12 protein-coding genes and 2 tRNA genes are annotated in these 24,464 nt (G+C 65.4%); 6 read left to right on the top strand and 8 right to left on the bottom strand.

Annotated elements, in window-relative coordinates:
- The first annotated feature begins 4 nt into the window (after window positions 1-4).
- From T5B8_RS09590 to T5B8_RS09570, 5 genes are read left to right on the top strand one after another with little or no spacing between them, the layout of a single operon-like run.
- On the top strand, window positions 5-1,111 hold the full coding sequence (locus T5B8_RS09590) for a glycosyltransferase family 4 protein (protein WP_353178277.1): 1,107 nt from the start codon (window positions 5-7) through the stop codon (window positions 1,109-1,111).
- A 55-nt stretch (window positions 1,112-1,166) separates the two neighbouring features.
- Window positions 1,167-2,381: a glycosyltransferase family 4 protein gene (locus T5B8_RS09585; RefSeq protein WP_353178275.1), complete on the top strand. Its 1,215-nt coding sequence runs from the start codon at window positions 1,167-1,169 to the stop codon at window positions 2,379-2,381.
- Window positions 2,378-3,337, top strand: coding sequence for a glycosyltransferase family 2 protein (locus tag T5B8_RS09580; protein WP_353178274.1), 960 nt, complete (start codon window positions 2,378-2,380; stop codon window positions 3,335-3,337). The genes T5B8_RS09585 and T5B8_RS09580 overlap by 4 nt, the downstream gene beginning before the upstream one ends.
- Window positions 3,334-4,725, top strand: coding sequence for an undecaprenyl-phosphate glucose phosphotransferase (locus tag T5B8_RS09575; protein ID WP_353178273.1), 1,392 nt, complete (start codon window positions 3,334-3,336; stop codon window positions 4,723-4,725). Before T5B8_RS09580 ends, T5B8_RS09575 begins: the two co-directional genes overlap by 4 nt.
- Window positions 4,706-5,887 (top strand): outer membrane beta-barrel protein, encoded by a 1,182-nt coding sequence (locus T5B8_RS09570; protein ID WP_353178272.1) that lies wholly within the window; start codon window positions 4,706-4,708, stop codon window positions 5,885-5,887. The genes T5B8_RS09575 and T5B8_RS09570 overlap by 20 nt, the downstream gene beginning before the upstream one ends.
- Before the next feature lie 36 nt (window positions 5,888-5,923).
- Here the strand turns inward: T5B8_RS09570 and T5B8_RS09565 are convergent, their stop codons facing one another.
- Window positions 5,924-7,372: an oligosaccharide flippase family protein gene (locus tag T5B8_RS09565; RefSeq protein WP_353178270.1), complete on the bottom strand. Its 1,449-nt coding sequence runs from the start codon at window positions 7,370-7,372 to the stop codon at window positions 5,924-5,926.
- Between the two features lie 17 nt (window positions 7,373-7,389).
- Here T5B8_RS09565 and T5B8_RS09560 point away from each other — a divergent pair, with 17 nt between their 5' ends.
- Entirely contained in the window at window positions 7,390-8,076 is a 687-nt protein-coding gene (locus T5B8_RS09560) for a 4'-phosphopantetheinyl transferase superfamily protein (protein ID WP_353178268.1), read from the top strand.
- Here T5B8_RS09560 and T5B8_RS09555 read toward each other — a convergent pair.
- The 7 genes from T5B8_RS09555 to uvrC form a co-directional block, all read right to left on the bottom strand.
- On the bottom strand, window positions 8,049-8,882 hold the full coding sequence (locus T5B8_RS09555) for an alpha/beta hydrolase family protein (RefSeq protein WP_353178267.1): 834 nt from the start codon (window positions 8,880-8,882) through the stop codon (window positions 8,049-8,051). The genes T5B8_RS09560 and T5B8_RS09555 overlap by 28 nt on opposite strands.
- A gap of 1 nt (window position 8,883) precedes the next feature.
- Window positions 8,884-9,669, bottom strand: a complete 786-nt coding sequence (locus T5B8_RS09550; protein WP_353178266.1) for a serine aminopeptidase domain-containing protein — start codon at window positions 9,667-9,669, stop codon at window positions 8,884-8,886.
- A 7-nt stretch (window positions 9,670-9,676) separates the two neighbouring features.
- Window positions 9,677-21,001: a non-ribosomal peptide synthetase/type I polyketide synthase gene (locus T5B8_RS09545; protein ID WP_353178264.1), complete on the bottom strand. Its 11,325-nt coding sequence runs from the start codon at window positions 20,999-21,001 to the stop codon at window positions 9,677-9,679.
- A 593-nt stretch (window positions 21,002-21,594) separates the two neighbouring features.
- Window positions 21,595-21,668: transfer RNA gene (locus tag T5B8_RS09540), tRNA-Cys, on the bottom strand.
- 78 nt (window positions 21,669-21,746) lie between these two features.
- A tRNA-Gly gene (locus T5B8_RS09535) sits at window positions 21,747-21,821 on the bottom strand.
- A gap of 187 nt (window positions 21,822-22,008) precedes the next feature.
- Window positions 22,009-22,560 (bottom strand): CDP-diacylglycerol--glycerol-3-phosphate 3-phosphatidyltransferase, encoded by a 552-nt coding sequence (gene pgsA, locus T5B8_RS09530; protein ID WP_353178263.1) that lies wholly within the window; start codon window positions 22,558-22,560, stop codon window positions 22,009-22,011.
- Window positions 22,561-22,602: 42 nt separating this feature from the next.
- Window positions 22,603-24,462 carry an excinuclease ABC subunit UvrC gene (gene uvrC / locus T5B8_RS09525; protein ID WP_353178261.1) on the bottom strand — a complete coding sequence of 620 codons (1,860 nt, stop codon included), beginning with the start codon at window positions 24,460-24,462 and terminating at the stop codon, window positions 22,603-22,605.
- Window positions 24,463-24,464: the final 2 nt, after the last annotated feature.

Here is a 24,464-nt window from a genome sequence, read left to right as displayed (position 1 = left end):
TTTCATGCGCGTTGTCATGCACGCCCCCTGGCCGGCCGAATATGTTGCCGAACTCGCGCGGGCGCTGAGCGCGCGCGCCGACATCACACGCCTGTGTCTTGTCGTACGCTCGGATTTTGCTTATGCCGAGGCCGTTGGCTGTTCCGTGGCGCGCTGTTACCCGGCCGCACGGGTCACGCGCGGACGCTGGCAACGTCTGGCCGCCCATGCGAAGGCGCTGGTGCGCACGGCCGCCTGTATATGGCGCGAACGCCCCGATATCTTTCATGTGCAGGCCTTGCATCAGCCCCTGCTCGACTGGCCGTTGCTTGTGATCGCGCGACTGCGGGGCGCACGCCTGGTATGGACCGCCCACAACAGCCTTCCGCACGAGAGCGCCCGTTTCGATCGCGCGCTGTTTCGGCGGATCTACCGGCATGTCGATGCGGTTATCGTCCATACCCGCTTCACCGCCGATACGCTGGTACGGCAGATGGGCACGCGCAGCGATCATATCCATGTCATCGCCCATGGTCCGCTCACCCTCGGCGCCGCCGAAGCGCTTCCGCGCACCGACGCGCGCCAGGCACTCGGGGTGGCTGACGATACGTTCCTGTTGTTGCTGTTCGGCCGGCTACGCCCGTACAAGGGGCTCGATCTGCTGCTGGAGGCGCTCGATCGCCTCGCCGACCCGGCGATACATCTGATCGTGGCCGGCGAAGATGCCCTCGGTGATGCCGCCGGCCAGCTCGCCGACCGGCGCGATGTCACTGCCGACCTGCGCCGGGTCGATGCCGAAACCACGGCACGCTATTTCGCCGCGGCGGATCTGGTGGTGCTGCCCTATCGGCGTATCGATCAGTCCGGCGTACTGATGTTGGCGTTGACCTACGGCTGTGCCGTACTGGCCAGCGACATCGGCGGCCTCGGCGAGGTCATCGACGACGAACGCTCCGGCTTTCTGCTCAAGCCCGTCGACGCCGAAACCCTGGCCACGCGTGTTGCCGCGATCAAGGCCCGGCCCGACGTCGTCGATCGCGTGCGTGCGCATGTCGCCGCCGAGGCCCACGGCGAGCGCGGCTGGCCGCAGCTGGCCGAACTCACCGCAGGCGTTTATCACGGTGTTGCCTAGCATGCATCGTCGCGCCGTACCCCCGAATCAAGAACAGGATCAGGACAATGACGACATGAGTGCGTACGCCCCGCGCAACGATGCAGACCCGCGCGCCCATGTGCTGATCATCGTCGAAAATCTGCCACTGCCCTTCGATCGCCGCGTTTGGCAGCAGGCCTGCGCATTGCGCGATGCAGGCTATGCGGTTTCGATCGTATGTCCGACCGCCGAAGGCTATCGCGAACGATATGTCGATCTCGACGGCATCGCCATTTACCGACATCCGCTGCCGAATGTGCCGAATACGGCCTGGGCCTATCCGCTGGAATATGCCACGGCCCTGTTCTGGCAGCTCAGGCTCAGCGCGCGTATCGGGCGTCGCCGGCGTATCGACGTCATTCATGCCTGCAATCCGCCGGATACGATCTTTCTGGTGGCTGCCCTCGCGCGCCCGTTCGGGGTGCGGTTTCTGTTCGACCACCATGACCTGTGCCCGGAACTGTTCGTGGCCAAGTTCGGCCGCAACGGCGTCATGTATCGGCTGATGCGCGTACTCGAGCGCGCCACGTTCTCGCTCGCGAAAGTCTCCATCGCGACCAACGACTCGTTCAAGCGCATCGCCTGCAGTCGGGGCGGCATGGCAGAAGAAGACGTGTTCGTGGTGCGCAGCGGCCCCAATCTCGAGCGCATCCACGCGGTGGCGCCCGACCCGTCGCTACGCCGCGGGCGCGCCCATCTGGTGGGCTATGTGGGGGTCATGGGCGAACAGGAAGGCCTGGAGGATCTGTTGTACATGATCGCGGATATCGTGCACGAGCGTGGCCGCGCGGATATCCAGTTCTGTCTGGTCGGTTTCGGCCCGTCGCTTGAGGGATTACGCAGCCTCGCCGTGCAGCTGAACATCCACGACTACGTGGATTTTCCAGGCCGGCTGGACGGCGAAGACCTGATGCGGGTGCTCTCATCGGCCGATATATGTGTAAGTCCGGACCCGAAAAACGAGATGAACGATCAGTCGACGATGAACAAGATCCTGGAATACATGGCGCTCGGCAAGGCGCTGGTCCAGTACGACCTCACCGAGGGTCGCGCCTCGGCGGGCGACGCCGCGCTCTATGCGCAACCGGGCGATCGCCGCGATTTCGCCGACAAGATCCTCACCCTGATCGACGATATCGAACTGCGCCAGCGGCTGGGCGAAATCGGGCGTGAGCGTATCGAACAACGCCTGGCCTGGCACCATGAAGTGCCCAAGTTGCTGGCTGCTTACGAACGCGTGCTGTCGTGAACGAACAGGCCCCGCATACACCTTCCCAGGCGGCCCGCAGCGAGCCGAGAATTCTGGTCATTTCGCCGGTACGCGACGAAGCGCGCTTCATCGATGCCGCGATCGACAGCATGTGCGCACAGACCGTACGCCCGGCCGCCTGGGTGATCGTCAACGATGGCTCCAGTGACGATACCTCGGCCATTGCCAAGGCACGCGCACGCGAAACCGATTTCATCCATGTCGTCGACAAGCCCGACCGCGGGCGGCGCCAGGTCGGCTCGGGGGTGATCGAGGCCTTCAACTACGGGCTTGCGGCCGCGCCGATCAGCGACTGGAACTATATCGTCAAGCTGGATGCGGATATTACCTACGGGCCGGGTTATATCGAGCGCATGCTCGCCGAATTCGCCAGCGACGATCGACTGGCGGCGGTCTCCGGTCGGGTGTTTCGGCCCGAACCCGGCGGCGATGTCGAAGAACGCAAAAGCCCGGACATGGTCTGCGGGCCGTTCAAGTTCTACCGTCGGGCCGCCTTCGAGGCAATCGGCGGTTTCGAACAGACGCTGCAGTGGGACGGTATCGATATCCACCGCGCACGCATGACCGGCTGGCGTACGCGCAATATCCCCGATGCCGAGGCGCGCATTCACCATCATCGCCTGATGGGGTCCTCCGAGGTGAGTATCGTCCACGGCCGCCTGCGCTGGGGCCGCGGTATCCATTTCATGGGCTATCACCCGGCCTATGCCGTGGTATCCGGCGTCTACCGCATGCGCGACTGGCCCTATGTCGTGGGCGGGCTGCTGATCATCACCGGTTATTTCTCGGCCGCCGCACGCGGCGCCGAACGCTACCCCGACTCGACCTTTCGCACGAATCTGCGCGCCTGGCAACGCCAGCAGCTGGCTGCACTGCCACGGACCTTGTTTAACGCCGTACGTCGTCGCCTGAGCAAAGGGCATACGCAGCCATGAGACTTGCGAGCCGCACATTTTCCGCGCCGCTTTTTCACGGACTGATCTATGGCGGTCTGAGCACCGGTCTGTTGTTGTTCATTGCCGCGCTGTCGGATCAGGGCATTAGCGAAAAGGATCGTCAGCTCGCCGCCCTGGCCTTCGTGACCGTGGCGATCGTGTTCAGTCGTTACAACCTGATCTGGAAATGGCATGTCGGGCGCGCCGGCTCGATCGGTACCGGCGTGTTGTTCAGCTGGTTTCTATGCGCCACGGGGCTGATTTTTCTCGGTTTCCTGACCCGGCGCTCCGGCGAGTACGAACGCCGCGTGATCCTGCTGTGGCTTGCACTCACGCCGTTGCTGTTCGTGCTCGCCCATCACCTGATTCGCTACCTGTTCTTCCGGTTTTTTCCGGCATCGATGAAGTCGCGCACCGCGGTCATCGTATTCGTCAGCGAAGACGCCCAGCGGTTGGCCCATATTCTCGCCGCGCTGGATGTACCGAAATTCCGCCTGCTGGGTTTTTTCGAGGACCGCGGCCCCGAGCGCGTCGGCCATACCAGCTCCGACCGGCCGGTGCTCGGGCGTACCGACGAGGTGGTCGACTATGTCAATAAGCACAGCGTGAATGTCGTGTTCGTGGTGTTGCCGCTGGAAGGCGCCGATCGGGCAACCGATATTGTGCGCCGGCTCGGCGATACCACCGCCTCGATCTATTTCATGCCCACATCGCCGCTGTTTCGAAGCGATCAGCTGCAGTTCGCCAATATCGGCGGCGTGCCCGTGTTTTCGTTCAGCGAAAGCCCTTTCTTCGGCGCCGACGGCGTACTCAAGCGCTTGATGGATATCCTGTTCTCGGCGGGCGTGCTGATATTGCTGTCGCCGCTATTGCTGATTATTGCCGCGCTGATCTGGGCGACTGACGGACGGCCCGTGTTGTTTACCCAGCAGCGCTACGGGCTGGATGGCAAGCGTATTCGCGTGCACAAGTTTCGCACTATGCGCGTGGCCCCGGCCGATACCGACGTGCGCCAGGCCACACGCGACGACCCGCGGGTCACACCAATCGGCCGCGTGCTACGGCGCACTTCGATCGACGAATTGCCACAGTTCTGGGATGTATTGCGCGGTGCCATGAGCGTGGTCGGCCCACGGCCGCATGCCATCGAGCATAATGAGACCTATCGGGGGCTTATCGAGCGCTATATGCTGCGACACAAGGTACGGCCGGGCCTGACCGGGCTCGCTCAGATCAACGGCCTGCGTGGCGAAATCCAGATGTTGGAAAACATGGAACGCCGGGTCGAGTACGACCTGCGCTATATCCGTACCTGGTCGCCAGGGCTCGATGTCTACATCATTCTGCGCACCGTTGCGCTGATCTTTCGTGATCGTGCGGCTTATTGAGCCTCGCTACATTCTGGCCTTCACGATCGCGGCCCTGCCCTGGTACGCGCGTGGCGCCGAGTTGCGTCTGTCGCCCTATGTCGAAACCGGTATCAGTCGCGACAGCAATCTGTATGCCGCGCCCGAGGCCGAACGCGAGGCCGATACGCTGCACCGTGCCACGATCGGCGCGGATGCCCGCTGGGGCATGTCGCGCCAGGACCTGTCGCTACATATCGACCTGAGCCGGCTGAACTACGTCAAGAACGAGCGCCTCGACCACAACGCCTATCACGGCAATTTCGTCTGGAATTACGAAGTCGGCCACGCCCTGCGCGGCCGGCTTTACTACAACCGTTCACGCGAACTCACCGGCTTCGAAAATCGCGGCGGTCGCGAGTCCGATTTCATTCGCATGAGCAATCCGGGTATCGAGACCACCCTCGTCATCAGTCCGCACTGGCAGGTGATCGGTGGCGTCGATTACCGAATACGTCGACATACCCTCGACGACGAACGCCGCTACAACCGCAACGAGGTCGAATCGAGCCTGTCCTTGCGCTATATCGGCGCGCCCGGCGCGAGCCTCACCGCGGGCGTGGAACGTATCGACGGGCGTTATCCCGAACGCAACCCCGACGATCCGCTGGCCCGGCGTTTCGTCCAGCACGAGCCCTTCGGCCGGCTCGACTGGCGCTTTTCCGGTCGCTCGCGGGTACAGCTGCGGGCGGGCTATGCCCATCGTGAAAACCGCGGCGGCCAATCCGAGGATTATGGCGCCCCGACCGCGCGCCTGACCTATATCCGAGATATTTCTGCCAAGACGCAGCTGCGCTTCACGCTGTCGCAGGATATCTACTCGGCCGACAACGTGGACGCCAATGCGCTGCGCAACCGCGGCGCACGCGTGGAACTTGGCTGGGAATACAATCCGGCGATCAATCTCGCGGCCCATGCGGCCTGGGACCGACGCGACTATCAACGTACGTCCACGGCGGTAGACGCGCGTTCCGACGAGGTTCGCGATTATGGCCTCGACCTGACCTGGCAACCGCGGCGCCAGATCGCCGTCATTCTCAGTGGTCAGCGTATCGAGCGAGATTCGAACCTGCCCGGCTTTGCCTACGACGAATGGGTCGGCGGGCTTGCCCTGCGCGTCACACTCGATCCGCTGGCGCAATGAGCCCAGCGGCAAGCCGCGGCGTTTCGTCTATTTGTTCTAGCCCGGCACGCCCGCCTTGCGGCCACGTAGGGCGTTGAGCACGGACGCGAACAACGTACGCTGAAACACCAGCGCGAGACTCGTATAGATCAGCACACCGGCGCCCACCTGTACGATCAGACAGACCGCCGGCGATTGCTCCAGGCCGTCGACACGGCCGATCGCAACCACGGCCGCCGCCATGATCGACGCATTGATCAGGCTCGGCACGATCGACGCGATAAAGGCCAGCCGGTCGATGCCGAATACCGGCCGCGCCACGCGCAGATAAAAGCCGGCCAGCACCGTGGTCGACACCACACGCGCAATGCCGATCGCAATCAGCCCCAGCGGCGAGAGCATGACGAGCGCCACGGCCACGGCGACCACTTCCAGTGTCAGCGCCAGGCAACACAGCCGCGCCTCGCCCCGCGCGGCCAGCGCAGTCATCAGAAAATGCGTGGTCGCGCCGATCGCGCTGGCCAGCGCCAGGCCCGAGGCGATCGGTCCGGCCGCCGCCCAGCGTTCGCCGCCCAACAGGGCGATGACTGTCGGCGCGCTGGCCGCGAGCCCCAGAAAGACCGGCAACAGTACGATCGACGTATGCGACACCGTGCTTGCTACCGCTGCGCGCAACCGTGCCGGCGCGTCCTGGGCGCGTACGAAAAACGACATCGCGATGTTATGACTCACCGACGCCGTCGGCCCGCGTACCGGTTCGATGATGCGCAGCGCCATATTCAGATAGCCCGCGCCGTCGAGACCGAACAGCCGCGCGACGATACCCTGAAAGATCGCATCCCCTGCCTTGTCGACACAACGCGCGGCAAAAAACCAGCCCGCGACGCCGGACAGCTCGCCCAACCCCCGCGGCGACCAGGCCGGGCGAAGACGCACCGGCGCATCCACCATCAGCCAGATCAGGGTTACGAAACGCGACACCAGCCGCACCGCCAGCAGCGACCAGACGCCCACACCGGAAAACACCAGCGCCAGACCGGCACCGACGCCCACGGCATCGCCGGCCAGGCCCGACCAGGCGATACGCGCGAATGCGCGATGCCGGCGCGCGAGCGCGGTAAAGATCGCGACCCCGGCATGAGCGAGCAGAATCGGGCTGAAGCCGGCCACCAGCCACGCCAGTGTCACCACCTCGCTGTCCGGCGGATAAAACCGGGCAATGACGGCGGCCGCCACGAACGTCGCTGCAATCAGCGCGATCGAACCGGCCATGACGACGCCCAGCGCGGTGGCGAAATGCACCCGCGCGATACGTCGTCGTTGTACCAGCGATTCCTCGAAAGGCGCGGTCACCACAATCGCCAGCAGACTCACGATGACGATCGTCAACGACGCACGCCCGAATACCGCCGGCGACAGCCAGTAGGCGAATACGACCGTGGTGACCAGCTTGAGCAGGATACGACCGAAGGCATCGGCCAGCGACGAAGACAACCACTTCAGCACGGGCGCACCTGCCTTTCGTGGCCGATGCGCGCGACAATGCCTGCATGATCCGCGATTACGAACTCGAAGCGGCGATCGCTGCCCTGCTGCCGGCGTCCGTGGTGGTACGCGCCGGGCCGATCGTCGACGACGGCCCGCCCCTGCCCGCGATCGAGGCGGCGTTGATCACGCGCGCCCTGCCCGCGCGCCGGGCCGAATTCGCCAGTGGTCGCCAACTGGCGCGGGCGGCCCTGGCCGCGCTCGGGCGCCCTTTGGTAGCACTCGGCGCGACCCGCGATACGGGCCCGGCCTGGCCGGATGGCGTGGTCGGCAGCATTACCCACGCCGACGGCGTGGCGGCAGCCGTGGTTGCCGGACGGGACACGACGCTCGGCCTCGGCATCGATATCGAAGGACCGCGTGAACTCGCCCCAAGCGCGTGGGAAAGCGTATTCATGCCCGGCGAACAACGCATGTTGTCCGACGCACAGGCCGGCGCGCGATTGTTTTCGGCCAAGGAAGCCGCCTTCAAGTGTCTCGTTACACTCGGCCCGGCGCCCACCGATTTTCGTGATTTCGAATTGCAGGCAGTGCCCGACGGCTATCGCGTGTGTATGCCGCCTGCCTGCGCGCCGCGCGCGTATGTCATCGTTCGCCGCCGCGTGCACGCTCGACGCGTGATCTGTGCCGCCTTTTCTCATGGGTCTGGACCGAAGCCCGCTTGAAGCCAGGCAATGACCGCCTCGATCAGGCGCATGCGCTCGGCGTTGCGCGAGAAGGTGTGATCGGCCGACGGCAGGAATCGTTCGCTCAGATGATCGTCGGTCTCCACATCCGCCAGCGCATTGCGCAGCTGCCCGGCATGGTTGTAATAGCTGTGGGTCGCCCCCGAATAGGCATAGAACAGCCGTACGTCACGCGCGATGAGCGTGGCCACCTCGCGGGCGAGCGTGTCGCGGTCGGGCATTTCGAAGAAGTCGACGCCTTCGATGACGGCATGATCGGCATCGGTCGCCGGGCCGAACTTGCGTTCGAACCAGTTCTGCCAGCGTCGCGGCGACACCAGCCGCTGGGTCACGTAGCGCCATTTGAAGCCGGCGGTGATCGCGGCATGGCCGTCGATCTGGATCATGCCGACGACGGCGTCGTTGGCCAGCGCCACGCGATGGGCATCGTCGGCGCCGCTGCACAGTCCGAACAGCACCACACCGCGACAGCCGGCGTGTTTCTCGAGCAGATCCGCCGCGCAGGCGCATTCAATCTGCAGCTCTTCAGCCCGGTCGGCAGCTAGCGGTCGTTGCGGCTTGCGGCTTTCGCCCATGCCGGCATAGTCGAAACGCAGGCTGGCAAAACCGGCATCCGCCAGTGCGCGCGCCACCGCGACCGACAAGCCGCGCGGACCCACGCGGTGCTCGAGCCCGGCATTGAGAAACAACACACCCGGGCGTGGCCCAGCGACCGGCGTATCCGGCTCGCACAGAATTCCCACCAGATGTGATTCATGGCCGAAGACAAGCGGTGTTTCGTGCATATCAGCCCAGCACCCGGTCCAGCATGGCATCCGTCGAGCGCGCCAGCGCCACGCGCCGATATTGGGCACGGATATCGAACCAATCCATGCTTTCGGCCATCTCGAGTATTTGCCCGTTGCGCTCGGTCACGCTCTGTTCCAGTGGGCGCACGCGCTCGCCCTGGCTCAGGGCCAGTTGCCAGTCGTCGACCCGTTCGGCGGCATAGTCCATGAGATTGGCCCGTGCGAGGCCGTCGACCACGGCGTCGGGCCAGTGAAAACCCAGATATTCATCCGCGCCGCGTTCGGCGTGGTGATGTCGGCGCGGCCGATAGCGGTTCATGTTGCGGGTCTGGCTTTCATGCATGTCGGCGATCGCGCGCAGATAGGCCTGACCGTCCACGACCGGGTCCCAGAACACCAGGCGGCGGCGTTCGCTGTCGCGCGCACTGGCCGCGGCCGCGATCAACGCGCCCACGCGCACCCCAAGAATACGGATATGCGACAGCGCCGTGGTTTCGCGCAGCCAGGCGATCGCCGTGCCGGTGTTGGCGATCCATTCCTGCCAGCTGGCATCGTGCTGGCGGCCGTGGCTGTCGCCCGTGCCGCGATAATCGAACCGCAGCACATGGGCATTGCGCGCGGCCGCCGCCTGGGCGATCTGCCAGCAGGCACGATAGCTACGCATGTATTCGTAGCCGATCCCCTGGCAGATCAGCAGCGCGGTCTCCGGGGAGCGACTGTCTGGCGCCGGCGGGTGATAGGCGCCGTAGAGCGCGTCCTGCGCACCGAAAAAGAACGGAACCATGGCCACCTCAGGACGACCGCGACAGGCCCAGTTTTGCCATCAGTCCGCTCCGGCGTTCGCTGCTATCGCTGGCCTCGGCGGTCTGTGCCGGATTGTCCTCGGCCACGTCGCTCGCGGGCGCCGTGGTCGGCGCTTGCGGACTCTGCTCGGCCGCGGTATGCGCGGGCTGTCGGGCCGCCTGAAGGCGCATGGCGAGCTGGCCGAGGCTGTCGAGCATCATCGCGCGTACGGGAATTTCCACCGCATGCTGCTCGCGCGCGTTGGCCACCGCACGTACCGCGAGCAACGAATGCCCGCCCATGTCGATGAACGTATCTTCAGTACTCGGCGTGATCTCGTGGCCCAGCGCCTGCGCCCACAGTGCGGTGATTTCGCCCATGGCGGTGGCATCCGCCGCGGGCCCGGCGTCATCCGCGCTATCGTCCTTGAACGGATCGACCAGCGCCTTGCGGTCAATCTTGCCGTTGGCCAGGCGCGGCCAGCGATCCTGCGTCACGAACTGCTGAACGACCATGTACAGCGGTAGATGTTCACGCAGATAGCGCCTTAGCGCGGCAGGCGTGACGTCCTCGTGGCCGGCGGCCGGCTGCCACCAGGCCACCAGCTGATCGTCGCCCGCCGCGGCGCTACGTACGGCCACCACGGCCTGTTCAACTGCGGGATGCCGGGTGAGCACGGTTTCGATTTCGCCGAGTTCGATACGAAAACCGCGCAGCTTCACCTGGGTGTCGGCACGACCGATGAATTCGATCTGGCCATCGCTGCGCCAGCGACACATGTCGCCGGTGCGATAACGACGTGCGCTGGGCGCACCGTCCGGGTCGGCCACGAAGCGCTCGGCATTGAGTTCGGGCCGACCAAGATAGCCCGCCGTCACGCCGGCGCCGCCGATGAGCAGCTCGCCGACTTCACCAACCGGCAGCGGCCGATCCTGGGCGTCGACGATCTGTGCGCGCCAGCCCGCGATCGGCGCGCCGATGGTTTCGGGGCCGTCCGGGTAACGGTCGCCGGCGGTGGCAAACACGGTGGTTTCGGTCGGGCCATAGCATTCGAGCACGCGCGTGACGCCGGGTTGCGCGGCCAGCCGGGCCACCAGATCCCGTCGTAGCGGCTCGCCCGCGGACACCACGGTTCGTACCGATGTCGGCAACTCCGCATGGCGCAACAGTTCCGACAGCGCCGAGGGCACGCCGCCGACGATCGTGGGCGCGGTCTCAAGCGGAGTGACCAGCGCCAGCAGGTCGTCTACCAGCACTACGGTCTTGCCCCGAGACAACGGCACGAACAGCTCGAATACCGATACATCGAAACAGATCGAGGTGGACAGCAGCATGCGCTCGATTTCGTCGTCGGCAAGCGCCTGCTTGGCCCAGGCCAGCAACGCCATGACGTTTCGATGGCGTACCGACACGCCCTTCGGCCGGCCGGTGGAACCCGAGGTATAAATGACATAGGCCTCGCGCTCGCCATCAACGCCCACATCCGGCACCGCGCCCTGCCCGGCCATCGCCGTGGCCAGCGTCAATGTCGGCGTATCGCCGAGCGGCCGCTGGGCGTCGTCGATCAACGTCAGCGCTACACCGCTGTCTTCGGCAGTAAAGACGAGCCGCTCCAACGGATAGGCCGGATCCATGGGCAGATAGGCCGCCCCGGCCTTGAGAATGCCGATCATCGCGGCGATCAGTTCCGGCGTACGCGCCGCACACAGGCCGACACGGCTACCCACGCCCACACCGCGCTCGGCCAGACTGGCCGCGATACGATCCGACGCGGCGTCCAGGCGGGCATAGTCCCAGTCGCCCGCGGCATGGGCTACGGCAATAGACTGCGGCGTGGCCGCTGCAGCGCGACGCAAGGCCACGACCAGATCGATATCGGTATCGAGTGCCAGCGGCGCCGGGTTGAAGGCCTTACCCGGGTCGTCGCGCTGCACAGCGCGCAACGGCAAGTCATCGATTGCGATATCGATGTTCTCGGCGACCGCCGCCAGCACCTGTTCGTAGTCGTTCAGCCAGCCGGTGATCATGTCGGCATCGAACAGCGCGGTGGCATAGTCGCAGTCGATCCACCAGCCGTCGGCGCCGATTTCCAGATCGAAATGCAGGTCGAACTGGGTCGCCGTCTTGGGCGGCTCGTCGGTCGCACTTTGCAGACCCGGCAGCGCGGGCGGACCATCATCCGGCGCGCAATTGAACATGATTTCCGCCAGCGGCAGACGCGACGGATCGCGCGGTCCGGCCACCTCGCGCACGATCTGGCCATAGGTCGCACCGGCATGGTCGCTGGCGGCACCAATCATGCGTCGGGCACTGGCCAGCAGATCGGCAAACGATGCATCCGGGGACGCGCTCACGCGCACCGGCAGCGTTTGTACGCAATGACCGAACAGCTCGGTTTCGCCTTCCAGCACCTGGCCGGCCACCGGCATCGCCACCACCACGTCGCGCTGGCCGGACAGACGCATGACCAGGGCCGCGAACGCCGCGAAGGTCAACGCATAGCGCGTGGTCGAGCGGGCCGTAGCCGCCGCGGTAATACGCTCCGCCAGCGCCTGCGGCAGCTGGTGGCGCAGGGTATGGCCGGCGGCCTGACGCTGGGCCGGGCGCGCGCCGCGCGTGGGTAGCGTCAATTCGGGCGGTGCGCTGGCATACAATTCGCGCCACCATGCCAGATCGGGGCCGGCATCACGGGCCAGCTGCCGGGCGACATGCTGCGAAAACGGCACCGGCGCCGGCAGCGCGGCGGGCTCGCCGCTAAGATTAGCGCCATACAGTGCCGCCAGGTCGCGGAAAAACAGCATCGTCGACCAGCCGTCGCAGACCAGGTGATGCATGAGCACGCCGACCGCATAGCGCGTATCAGCAATACGGTGCACGCTCACCGCGAACAAGGCCGTCGCAGCATCGGTGATATCCAGAATGTCCTGGCTCATCGCCTCGATCGCGGCATCGGCTTCAGCCTGCGGCTGGGCGCTACCGCGATGGTCGACCCATTCCAGGCGCACGAGGCGCGCATCGGCCGCGCGGTGCTGGGTTTCGCCGTCGGCAGAAAACCGCAGCGCCAGCGCCTCGTGCCGGGCCGCGGCCGCTTCGACCGCAGCCGCGAACGCCGTCTCGTCGAGTGGGCCGTCCAGGCGCAGGCGTGAAACCTGGTTGTAGGCCGGCGCGACGTCCGGATCGACCTGCTGGGCGAGCCAGATTTCGCGCTGGGCCTCGATCAAGGGCATGGACTCGCCCACCGCAAGGCCCATTGCCGACGCGGTATCGGCTGTGGGCGCGGCGTCGGCGTGTGCAGCCGGCTCGCCCGGCAAGGCCCCCGTCTGCACCAGCGCATCGATACCGGCGAGAATCGTTCGTTCGACGGTGTCGATCTCCTGTGCGCCATGGGCGATCGAGAAGAAGCAATTCTGGGCCGGGTCGCGTACATAGACGCCATGGGCGATCAGCCAGGGCGCCAATAGCGCGGCCAGCGGTTGATCCGGCGGCGTGTCGAAACGGAACCAGGACGAGAAATGGCGGATGCGCAGCGGCACGCCGCGTTCTTCCATCGCACGGTTGATACGCCCGGCAAACGCGGCCGTAGCGGCCTCCAGCGTCCGTTGCGAAGCGCCCGCATCGTTCTCGATCCATTCGAGTACGACATCCGCGGCGGCAATAGCCAACGGATGGCGGACATGGGTGCCGGCAAAGAAGGTCATGGGCGATTCGGGTACGGAATCGTCGTCGAAACGCCAATGCCCGCCGTCGATCGCATCCAGCCAGCGTGTGCCGCCGGCCAGCGCGCCGATCGGCAGACCGCCGCCCAGGATCTTGCCGTAGGTGCACATGTCGGCACCGATATGCCAGCGCTGGTTGATGCCACCCGGCGCACAACGAAAGCCCGTGATCATCTCGTCCAGAATCAGTGCCGCGCCGGCTTGCGCGGTGATATCGCGCAGCTCGCGAACGAAGGCCTCGGGCTGACGATCGGGATGCCGGCTCTGAACCGGTTCGACCAGTACGGCGGCGATGCGATGGGCCTGCTCGCGTACGATCGCCAGCGAATCCGGCGAGTCGTAGTCGAGCACGATGACGTCATCGACACCGTGGGGCGCCAGTCCCGGCGCGCCGGGCCGGGTCGAAAGCTCGCCATCGGCTACATAGGCGCGGCCGAGCACCTCATCGAAAGTGCCGTGATAATCGCCGCTGAAATAGACGATGGTATTGCGCCCGGTGACGGTGCGTGCACAGCGCAGCGCGGCCATGACCGCTTCCGAACCGGTGGTGGTGAACGTCGCACGTTCGTGACCGGTCAACCGGCACAACCGTTCGGCCACACGCGCGGCGGCCTGCACCTGCGGGCCAAGTTCCATACCGCGATCGAGCTGGGCATGTACGGCATTGCGTACGAACTCGGGGCCGTGGCCCAGAAAGGCCACGCCGAGGCTCATGGTCAGATCGATATAGTCGTTGCCATCGATATCGGTCAGCCGTGCACCGTGGCTGGTCTGCATGGCGATCTGATAGCTCAAGCCCTTCCAGTCGCGATGAAAACCCACCACATGGCGCGGATCGGCCAGGTATTGGCGCCCGCTTTCGGCCAGCGCACGGGATTGCGGCGTACGTTCGGTCAACTGTGCAGTCAGCCGGTCGATAAAGGCTCGCTGCTGGGCGTTGAGCGTTGTATGGGCAGCGCCCGCCAACGGTTTGTACGGCCCGAACCGGCCGCCGGTCTGGATCTGCCCGCCCTGGGCGCGGCCATTCAATGCAACCCGGCTGGCAGTGCCTGCGCTTGCAGCCGGCGCCGCGGCTGGCGCGGGCGAAGACGTCGTGTGCGACGTCGGGCCCTGGGGCGCAGGCGCCGGGGGCGGCGTGCCGGGCGATGGCGCCGGCGCGCTGGCCAGCAGCGCCAGCTGTTGCTGCATCAGCGCAAGCTGTTGTTCGACGATGCGATGCGTTTCGCTGCTCGCGGGCGCGTAACCCGCCGCTGGCGGCGGCGCGGGCATATAAGCAGACGCGGTCGGCGCAGGCTGTTGTGGCGGCGGCGTGGCGCCAGCCTGGGTCTGCGGGGGCTGGGTCTGCGGGGGCTGGGCCTGCGGGGCCTGGGGTGCAGGCGCAGCCTGGGGCGCGGGTGCGGCCGGCTCGGGCGCCGGCGCTGGCATCTCGTTGTCCAGGTGGGCGGCGAGCGCGTCGATGGTTTCGGTGCGTTCGAGCAGATCGCGAAAACGCACGCTCACACCGAAGCTGCGCGAAATCTCGGCGGCGACCTGAGTCAACAGCATCGAATCCATACCCAGCGCGGCGAAGCTGCGTTGGGCCACATCGTCGACGATGTCGATACCGGTCAGGTCGTGAAAGATCGTGCGCAGGCGCTCGCGCAGCTCGGGCACGCGATCGGGTTGGGACATGACGGGCTCGCTGGGCATGGCGGCCGGCGCCGGCGTCGGGCCGGCCTCGGCGGTTGTCGGCGCATCGGTGCGCCGAGGGGGATCGATCCAGTAACGTTTACGCTCGAAGGGGTAGGTCGGCAGATGCAGGCGCTGGCGCGGTGCTTCGTCACAGCCGAACACCGCGTGCCAGTCCGGCGTCACACCGGCCTGCCAGAGCGCGCCCAGCGCGTTGAGCATGGCCACATCGGCGGGCGTGTCGTCGCGCGGGCCGGGCTGACTGGCGATCGTGACCGGCGGCGCATCACCGGCGTCCTGCTGGCTGATCGCGGTACTCAGCTGGCCGCCCGGGCCGCATTCGAGAAATACCGGGCGCATGCTCTGCTGCACGGTTTCGATGGCCGCGGCGAACTGGACGGCGTTGCGCATCTGGCGCGACCAGTAGTCCGGCGCCTGCATGGCATCGTTTTCCAGCAACGCGCCGGTGAGCGTCGACACGATCGGCCGCTGGGCCGGCGCGCGGGTGATGGCCTTGACTGCCTGTTCCAGCGGCGCCATGGCATCGGCCATCGCCCGGCTGTGAAAGGCATGGGAGGTTGCCAGGCGTGTCGTCCGGATATCGGCGTTCTGCAGCCGTGTGGCCAGCGCGTCGATGGCGCCGTGTTCGCCGGACACGACACACAGCTGGGGCGCGTTGACAGCGCTGATTTCCGCTGTTTCGTCGAGATACGGCTCGACCTGCGACACGCCGGCATGAACGGCCAGCATCGCGCCCGGCGGCTGATCAGCCATGAGTCGTGCGCGCGTGGCGATCAGCGTACAGGCATCTGCCTCGCTGAATACACCGGCCAGTACGGCCGCCGCGAACTCGCCCACGCTGTGGCCGACGAGCATTTCCGCCTCGATACCCCAGGCATGCCATTGGTAGGCCAGCGCCAGTTCCAGCACGAAGATCGCCGGTTGGGTGATCGCCGTATCGGCGAGCTTGTCGGCCGCGCTGTCCTGCTCGTCGCCCTCGGGCAGGATCAGACGGCGAATATCCAGGCCAAGCGGTGCTTCGAGATAGCCCGCCAGGCGGTCGACCGTATCCTGAAAAACGCCGGGTACGGCGTAGAGCGCACGGCCCATGCCCGGATATTGCGCCCCCTGGCCGGGGAATACCGCCACCACCGGTGGCGCATCGGCAACCAAAGCGGGCTGATTCGCAGCCCGGCGGCTCGCGCGCTTGAGCGCCTCGGCCGCCTGTTCGGGATCGCTGGCCACCACCGACAAGCGATAACTCATCTCGGCTCGGCCGACCGCGAGCGTCCAGGCCACGTCCGCCAGCACGGCCTGGGGATGCGCAATCAGCCAGTCGGCCAGCGCATTGCAGCGCGCGGCCAACGCGGTTGGCGTCTTCGCCGACAGCACCAGCAGCTGGGCGGCACGCGGTGGCGGATGGCCGGGCGCACGTTCCGGCGCCTCGGTCACGATGACATGCGCGTTGGTGCCGCCCACCCCGAACGACGACACCCCGGCAATGCGCGGGCGTTCGGGTTCGGATGGCCAGGGGGTGAGCTTGTCGACCACCTTGAACGGCGTCGAGGCGAAATCGATACGCGGGTTGGGCCGTGTGTAGTGCAACGTGGCAGGCAGCTGTCCGTCGCGCAGCGCATGGATGACCTTCACCATGCCGGCCACGCCCGCAGCCGAATCCAGATGGCCGACATTGGGTTTGACCGCGCCCAGCCAGACCGGCGTGCCGGTCGCCGCACCGCTGCGCCAGGCCATCGCCAGGCCTTCGACCTCGATCGGATCACCCAGCGGGGTACCGGTGCCGTGGGTTTCGATATAACCGATATCGTCGGGGGAAACGCCCGCGGCCTGCTGGGCACGCCGAATCACCGCCGCCTGACCAGCCGGACTGGGGGCGGTGAAGCTCATCTTGGCGGCGCCGTCGTTATTGATGGCGCTGCCCCGGATCACCGCCAGTATCTCGTCACCATCGGCGAGCGCATCGTCGTAGCATTTGAGCACGAACGCGCCCAGACCGCTGGAAAACACCGTCCCGCAGGCGCGTTCGTCGAAACTGCGTACGCGTCCGTCCTGCGAGGCCATGCCGCCTTCCTGGGCGAAATAGCCCTGCTCCTGCGGCAGCCCGATGGAAACGCCGCCGGCGAGCGCGACCCGCGATTCGCCGGTGAGCAGACTCATGCAGGCCTGGTGCACGGCGACCAGACCGGTCGAACAGGCCGTCTGGACGTTGATCGCCGGCCCGGTCAGGCCGAATTTGTAGGCGGTGCGCGTGGGCAGGTAGTCCTTGTCGTTGGACACCATCGCGGTAAAGCTTTCCACGCCGCGAATACGGATCTGATCCTCGATCGCGGCGCGATCGTGGAGGATGTTGTAGAGCAGATACGGCTCCAGATAACCGGCACCGGCAAATACACCGACATCGGCACCGCTACGCGCCGGGTCCACCCCGGCCTGTTCGAGCGCGGCCCAGGCCACTTCCAGCCAGAGCCGCTGCTGCGGGTCGATAAGTGCGGCCTCGCGGGGCGTGATACCAAAAAACGGGGCATCGAAATATTCGATATCGTCGAGCACCCCGCGTGCAGCCACGAACGCCGGATGGGCCATGAGGCGATCGATATCCGGCTCGTGCGGGCGCAGGGCCTCGGCATCGAAACGGGTGATGGATTCGATACCGGCCACCAGGTTGGCCCAGAACGTATCGGTATCGCGCGCGCCGGGGAAACGGCCAGCCATGCCAATGATGGCGACGCGTCGATCGCGCGCCAATGCCCCGTCGCTGCGGCGGCCAGGCTGTGCGGTGGCGCTCAACTCGGCACGGCCGCGGGTCAGGCGTTCGGCCAGCTTGCGAATGGTGGCGTACTGGAACAATTCCGCGATCGAAGGGGCTTCGCCGAATTTCTCCGCGATCTGCCCGCGTGCGACCACCAGCGACAGCGAATCGCCACCGATGTCGAAAAAGCTGTCGTCGATGCCGGGATTCGTTGCGCCAGCGACATCCCGCCAGATGGCGGCAATCGTCTTCTCCGCCTCGTTACGCGGCGCGATATAGCTGCGCGCGCTTGCCGTTTCGCTCACCGGTTCCGGGATCGGCAGACTGCGCCGGTCCACCTTGCCGTTCGCGGTCAGCGGGAAGTGCTCCATCGGCATATAGACGTTCGGACACATCACCGATGGCAGGCGCGCACTCACATGCGCACGCAGTGCGTCTTCATCGAAAGTGGTGTTCAAACGCACATAGGCGACCAGTCGCGGCGGCTGGTCACCGACCAGACGCACTACCGCCTGTTCGACGCTGGCATGGGCGGTCAGCGCGGTTTCGATTTCGCCCGGCTCGATTCGGTGGCCGCGGATCTTGATCTGATCGTCACGCCGGCCCAGACATTTGAGCCGGCCGTTGCCGTGGGCATCTACCTGCCAACGGGCGAGATCGCCGGTGCGATAGGTCGACTCCGGCTCGACACCGTAGCCCGGCGTCCAGTCGATGAAAGCGGCCGCAGTGCGCTCGGCATCGTTGAGATAGCCCGCTGCGACACCCGTGCCGCCGATATAGAGTTCGCCGACGACCCCCGGTGCGACGATGGAGCCGTCCGGTGCGACTACATGGCAATGGGTGTTGGCGATCGGCGTGCCGATACCGATATCCCGGCTATCGACGATACGTTCGCGGGTCGACCACACCGTGGTTTCGGTCGGCCCGTACATATTCCACAGCGCGAAGCCCGGCGCGGCGCAGCTGAGCAGATCGCGCGCAAGCGCCGCGTCCAGCGGCTCGCCACCGATCATGGCCGTGAAGCCTGCCGGCGGCGTCCATTCGGCCAGGCGCAGCAGCCGCCAGGTCGAGGGCGTGGCCTGGAGGCGGTTGATGCCGTGGGTTTCGATCAGGCGGGCCAGACGCAGGCCGTCGAAGACATCCGGATCCTCGGCGATGATCACCCGCGCACCCACCAGCAGCGGCCCGAACAGTTCCAGTACCGCGATATCGAACGACAGCGTGGTCACGGCCAGCAGGCAATCCTCGCGGCCGATGCCCGGCTCGTCGATCATCGACTGCAGGAAGTTCATGACATTGGCATGCGTAAGGACCACGCCCTTCGGCAACCCGCTGGAGCCGGAGGTGAAAATCACATAGGCGGTGTCATTCGGAGCGACCGCCGCAGGCGCTACGGCATCGGTTGCGGTGCTGTCGTCATATTCGGCATCGAGTTCGATGATGGCTGGCGTGTTCTCCGGCAGCGCGGCCGCGACCGAGCGCTGGGTGATCACACAAACCGGCTGGGCGACATCGAACACACGCGCGAGCCGCGAGCCCGGATGGGTGGGGTCGCAGGGCACATATCCCGCCCCCAGACGCTGCACCGCCAGGGCCGCGATAATCATGAACTCGGATCGTGGCAGGAAGATGGCGACATGATCGTGGGCACGCACGCCATGCGCGGCCAGACGTGCAGCCAACCTGTCGATGGCCGTATCGAGCGCGGCATAGCTGAGCTCGCGTGTTTCGCAGACCACCGCGACGGCATCGGGCTGGCGCCGCGCCTGGGCGGCAACCGCTTCGTCGATGCGCCCGTACTCGGGCGCCGGTGTGGGCCGCGGCTGCCATTGCTCGATCAGGCGTTGCCGATCGAGCGTGGCCAGCCAGTCGAGCGAGTGCAACGGCGCATCGCCGCCCTGCTCGCTCGCGGACTCGGCCAGCCGTAGCAACCGGTCGACGAGCAGATCGGCGCTGGCGGCCTCGAAACGCTGGGGGTCGTAGCTCAACTCCAGCTTGAGCTCATCGCCGCCGTAGGCAAACAGGGTCAACGGATAGCCGGTATGGCCACGCAGGTCGAAATGCCAGTCGTGGCCGCGCTTGCAGCCGGCCAGTGCGGCATCGATGCTCAAGTGATCGTAGATGACGATCGAATTCAGCAGGCCACTGCCCGTACCCGAGGCACGCTGGATACCCAGCAGGCCCAGATGCTGGTGTGGATGGGTACGACGCTGATCCTGGCGCCGTTCGCGCAGGAAGGCACGCAGCGACATGTCCGGGTCCACGGCCGCGCGCGAGGGCGTGGTATTGATGAACAACGCAGCCACGCGCTCGGCATCATCGCGCAGCCCCCCCAGGCGGCCCGACCGCGTCACCCCGAAGATGAGATCGGTCGCGCCGGTATGCCGCCACAGCAGCATGGCCCAGAGCCCTTCCACCAGCGCCGACCAGCCGATCCCGCGTTCGTTGACCAGCGTGCGCAATTTGGCCGTGCTCTCTGCGTCCAGATGACGGATGGTGCGCGCCGAGCGCGGTACGGCGGTGAAATCGGGGGCTCGGTCGCGATAAAGCGCGCTCAGCAGTGGCGCGCTGGGCACATCACGCAGATAGTCGCGCCAGAATTGCCGATCCGGCTCGGCATCTCGGTTGGCATGCCAGTCGAACAGTGCCTGCGGCGACGGCGGCACGGCCAGCGCCGGCGGCTCGTCGCCCTGGCAGAAGGCATCGTAATACTGGAAGAACTCGTCGAAGGTGAGCACCGAGCCGCGCCCATCCATGAGCACATGATGAAACGACCAGAGCAGACACCATTCGTCGTCGCCCAGATCGAGCCCGGTGAAACGAAACAGCGGCGGGTTCGACAGATCGATCGGGGTCTGGAAATCCGCCTCGATGAAAGCATCGACCTGCGCGGGCGACCAATCGCGCGCGTCGTGCCATCGCACCCGCAGTTCCACATGATCCTGCACGATCCGTCGGGCCGTGCCATCAGCCTGCCCGCAATAGCGCGTCCGCAGCACTTCGTGGCGGTCGGTCAGGGCCTGCCAGGCCCGTTCAAAGGCTTCCGGCTGAAAGCGTTCGGTAAAGCGAACAACGAACTGTTCGACATTGATGGGCGAATCCGGTGCGGCAATGGCCTGCAGAATCATGCCCTGCTGGGTCGGGGTGGGCACTGATTCGGCGATATCACGGGGCGTGCTCATGGACAGTCGACCGCCCGTGCCGCCGTGGCCGGACACCGCTCGTATGTGAGCAGCGCGTCGTATGCACCGTACTTAGTGGTCATGCCCCCGTTCTCCCATAGCCCGACACAGGTGTGTTACCGGCCGATACACAATTGCAGGTATCACGCAGCTTTGCCTAAAGGCTATCGACTCCAATACCCGAGACTGAAGCCCTGATCGACACCTGAAAGGCACGATATTCGCCAAGATCCGGCGCTGGGCACAGCGCTTTCGTCGGTTTCGACACAAACGAGAATAATACGGGATCGGGTCAATGCCGCGTATGAACAATTCAGCCCCCGCCCGCGGCCCTTCGACTCGCCCAAGACGCGCGAATAAAGACGCGCCGGCGCAGTGTAATCCGCTGCGGTGCAGCGAGTTGATGCGGGGGTTGCAACGCCAATGCTACCCGCACCCGATGCCAGCCTATCGTTGACGATCGGTGGCCGCGCCGGCCAGTGCTAAAGCAAACCGCGCTCTTGCCGGGTATTGGGGTCAAGCAAACGCCGGGCACAAAAAAGCCCGTCAATACGGGCCGATCAAGACTTGCGGGGAGTTGGGCGACAACGAGATGGAGGCCAGGCCCGGAATCGAACCGAGGTACGCGGCTTTGCAGGCCGCTGCATCACCACTCTGCCACCTGGCCGGTCGCATACATCCGGAGATACGGATGCTGATAAAGAAAAGCCTCGACCGGCGGGCCGAGGCTTCGGCAATGTCTATTTGGAGCGGGAAACGAGATTCGAACTCGCGACCCCAACCTTGGCAAGGTTGTGCTCTACCACTGAGCTATTCCCGCGCCGTTGAGAGTGCGTATTCTAGGCGTAAACGATCGGGTGTCAACCCTTATCGACAAACGATTTTCTGTCGGCCCGATGGCGGCCCGAATCGCCGCTGTTGCAATGGCCCGCCCAGCCGCGTCACGAAGCGATTTTGCCTTGCATGCATCACGGCCGCGAGCCGCTTAGGTTAAAAGCGTTGACTGGTTAGCGTTCCATGCTCAACCGCGGCCAGGCCTGGCGCAGGTAGACCACCATCGACCAGAGCGTCAGCGCGGCCGAAATCACCAGCAGCACGACGCCGAACAGATAGATCCCGCTGCGCTGGACCAGATCGAAAAGCATGCAGAAGATGGCTGCCATCTGGATCGCCGTCTTGTACTTGCCCAGCGAACCGACCGCCACCACGCCGCGCTCGCCGAGCTCGGCCATCCATTCGCGCAGCGCCGACACCGTAAGCTCGCGGCCGACGATGATCGTGGCCGATAGCGCGATGTAATAGTGCGGATCGCGATAGACGAGCATGACCAGTACCGCGCACACGATGAGCTTGTCGGCCACCGGGTCCAGAAACGCGCCGAAGGCAGAGGTCTGATTCCAGCGCCTTGCCAGATGGCCATCCAGCCAGTCGGTGGCCAGGGCGATGCCGAACAGGATCGCGGCGACGATATTGGCCGTGGGCAGTGGCACGAACATCAGCCCCACCACGAACGGAATGAGGATCAGGCGAAACAGGGTCAGCCAGATGGGCAGGTTCAAGCGGGTCTCCTCGCCGGCCGTGTCGCTGTATTAACCGCGACGTCAGGCCGTATTGTGGAAATAATCGTAGATTCGTTGTGCCATGGTCGCACTGATGCCTTCCACCCGTGCAAGCTCGGATACGCCGGCACGGGCCACCTGCTTGGGCCCACCGAAGGTCTGCAACAGCTTCTTGCGCCGCTTGGGCCCCAGCCCGTCGACGCCGTCGAGCATCGATCCCTGCCGCGCCTTGCCGCGCTGGCCGCGATGCCCGGCGATGGCAAAGCGATGCGCTTCGTCGCGAATCTGCTGGATCAGATGCAGCCCCGGTGAGTCTGCCGGCAGTATAAGAGGCGATTTCGCGCCCGGCAAAAAGATCTGCTCGAGGCCCGGCTTGCGGGTCGAACCCTTGGCCACGCCGATGACGTTCACCCCCGTGACCTCGAGTTCCGCAAGAGCCTCCATCGCCACGGCGAGCTGGCCCTTGCCGCCGTCGATGAGCAACAGGTCGGGCATGTTGTCCTCGCCGTTCTTGACGCGCTTGAAACGCCGGGTCAGCGCCTGGCGCATGGCGGCATAATCGTCGCCGGGCTCGATACCGTCGATATTGAAACGCCGATATTTGGATTTGTTAGCCACGCCCGCTTCGAATACCACACAGGAGGCGACAGTGCGTTCGCCGCGCGTATGGCTGATATCGAAGCAGGCCATATGCATGGGCGGCGCGTCGAGACCCAGCCCCTGTGCGAGCGATGACAGCCGTTTTTCCACACCGGCACGGCTGGCCAGCTGGGCGGACAGGGTCTGGGCAAGCGTGGCGCGCGTATTGTCGAGCCAGCGTTTGCGCTCGGCACGTACGCTCGTCTTGAAGGCCACCTTGCGTTGCGCCCGACGGGCCAGACTTTCGGCCAGCCATTTGTCGTCGGTCGGTAGTGGATCGACGAGCAATTCCGGCGGCGGGCGCCGCTCCAGGTAATACTGGCTCATGAAGGCGGCGGCCAGATCGGCGACAGCGGTGCCGGCAGGCGCATGCGGAAAGAAACTGCGATGGCCCAGATTGATGCCGCCGCGCACGGTCACCACCACCACCGCGCCAACCCCGCCATCGATGGCGGCACACAGAATGTCGAAGTCGCCCTGCCCACCGACCTTCTGACTTTGCGATTGCAGCCGCCGCAGGGCGGCGATCTTTTCACGCAGGCGCGCGGCGGTTTCGAAGTCCAGTGCCTTGGCAGCGGCTTCCATTTCGCCTACGAGTCGGTCGATAAGTTTTTCGTTGCGTCCTTCCAGCAGCTCGACCGCGTCGTGCACGTCACGGGCGTAGTCATCCTTGCTGATATAGCCCACACACGGCGCGGTACAGCGTTTGATCTGATATTGCAGACAGGGTCGCGAACGGTTCTCGAAAAAACTGTCGCGACAATTGCGCAGCTTGAACAACCGCATGAGCGTGTCCTGGGTCTGCTTGACCGCGCCCGAGCTGGGAAACGGGCCGAAATAATGGCCCTTACGCTTCTGCGCGCCGCGATGATAGACCACGCGGGGATAGTCGTTATCGCCCGTGATCATGAGGTAGGGATAGCTTTTGTCGTCGCGCAGATAGACGTTATAGCGCGGCCGATGCTTCTTGATGAGCGTGGACTCGAGCAGCAGCGCTTCGTCTTCGGTATGCGTGATCGTGACCTGGATATCGGCGACCTGATCCAGCATCGCTTCGGTCTTGGCATTGCCCGAAGCCCGCAGGAAATAGCTCGACACCCGTTTTTTCAGGTTCTTCGCCTTGCCGACATAGAGCACGTCGCCCTTGGTGTCGTACATGCGATAAACACCGGGCGCCTGGGTCAGCTGGCGCAGATAACTACGCGGGTCGAAACCGGTATCGGTCGTCGCCGTGTTTTGTTGTTCGGTCGTATCGTCGCTCATCG

This window comes from Salinisphaera sp. T5B8 (assembly GCF_040361255.1).
Classification (GTDB): domain Bacteria; phylum Pseudomonadota; class Gammaproteobacteria; order Nevskiales; family Salinisphaeraceae; genus Salinisphaera.
Note: the sequence above shows the minus strand (reverse complement) of the source record. Positions and strands in the feature narration are given on the sequence as shown.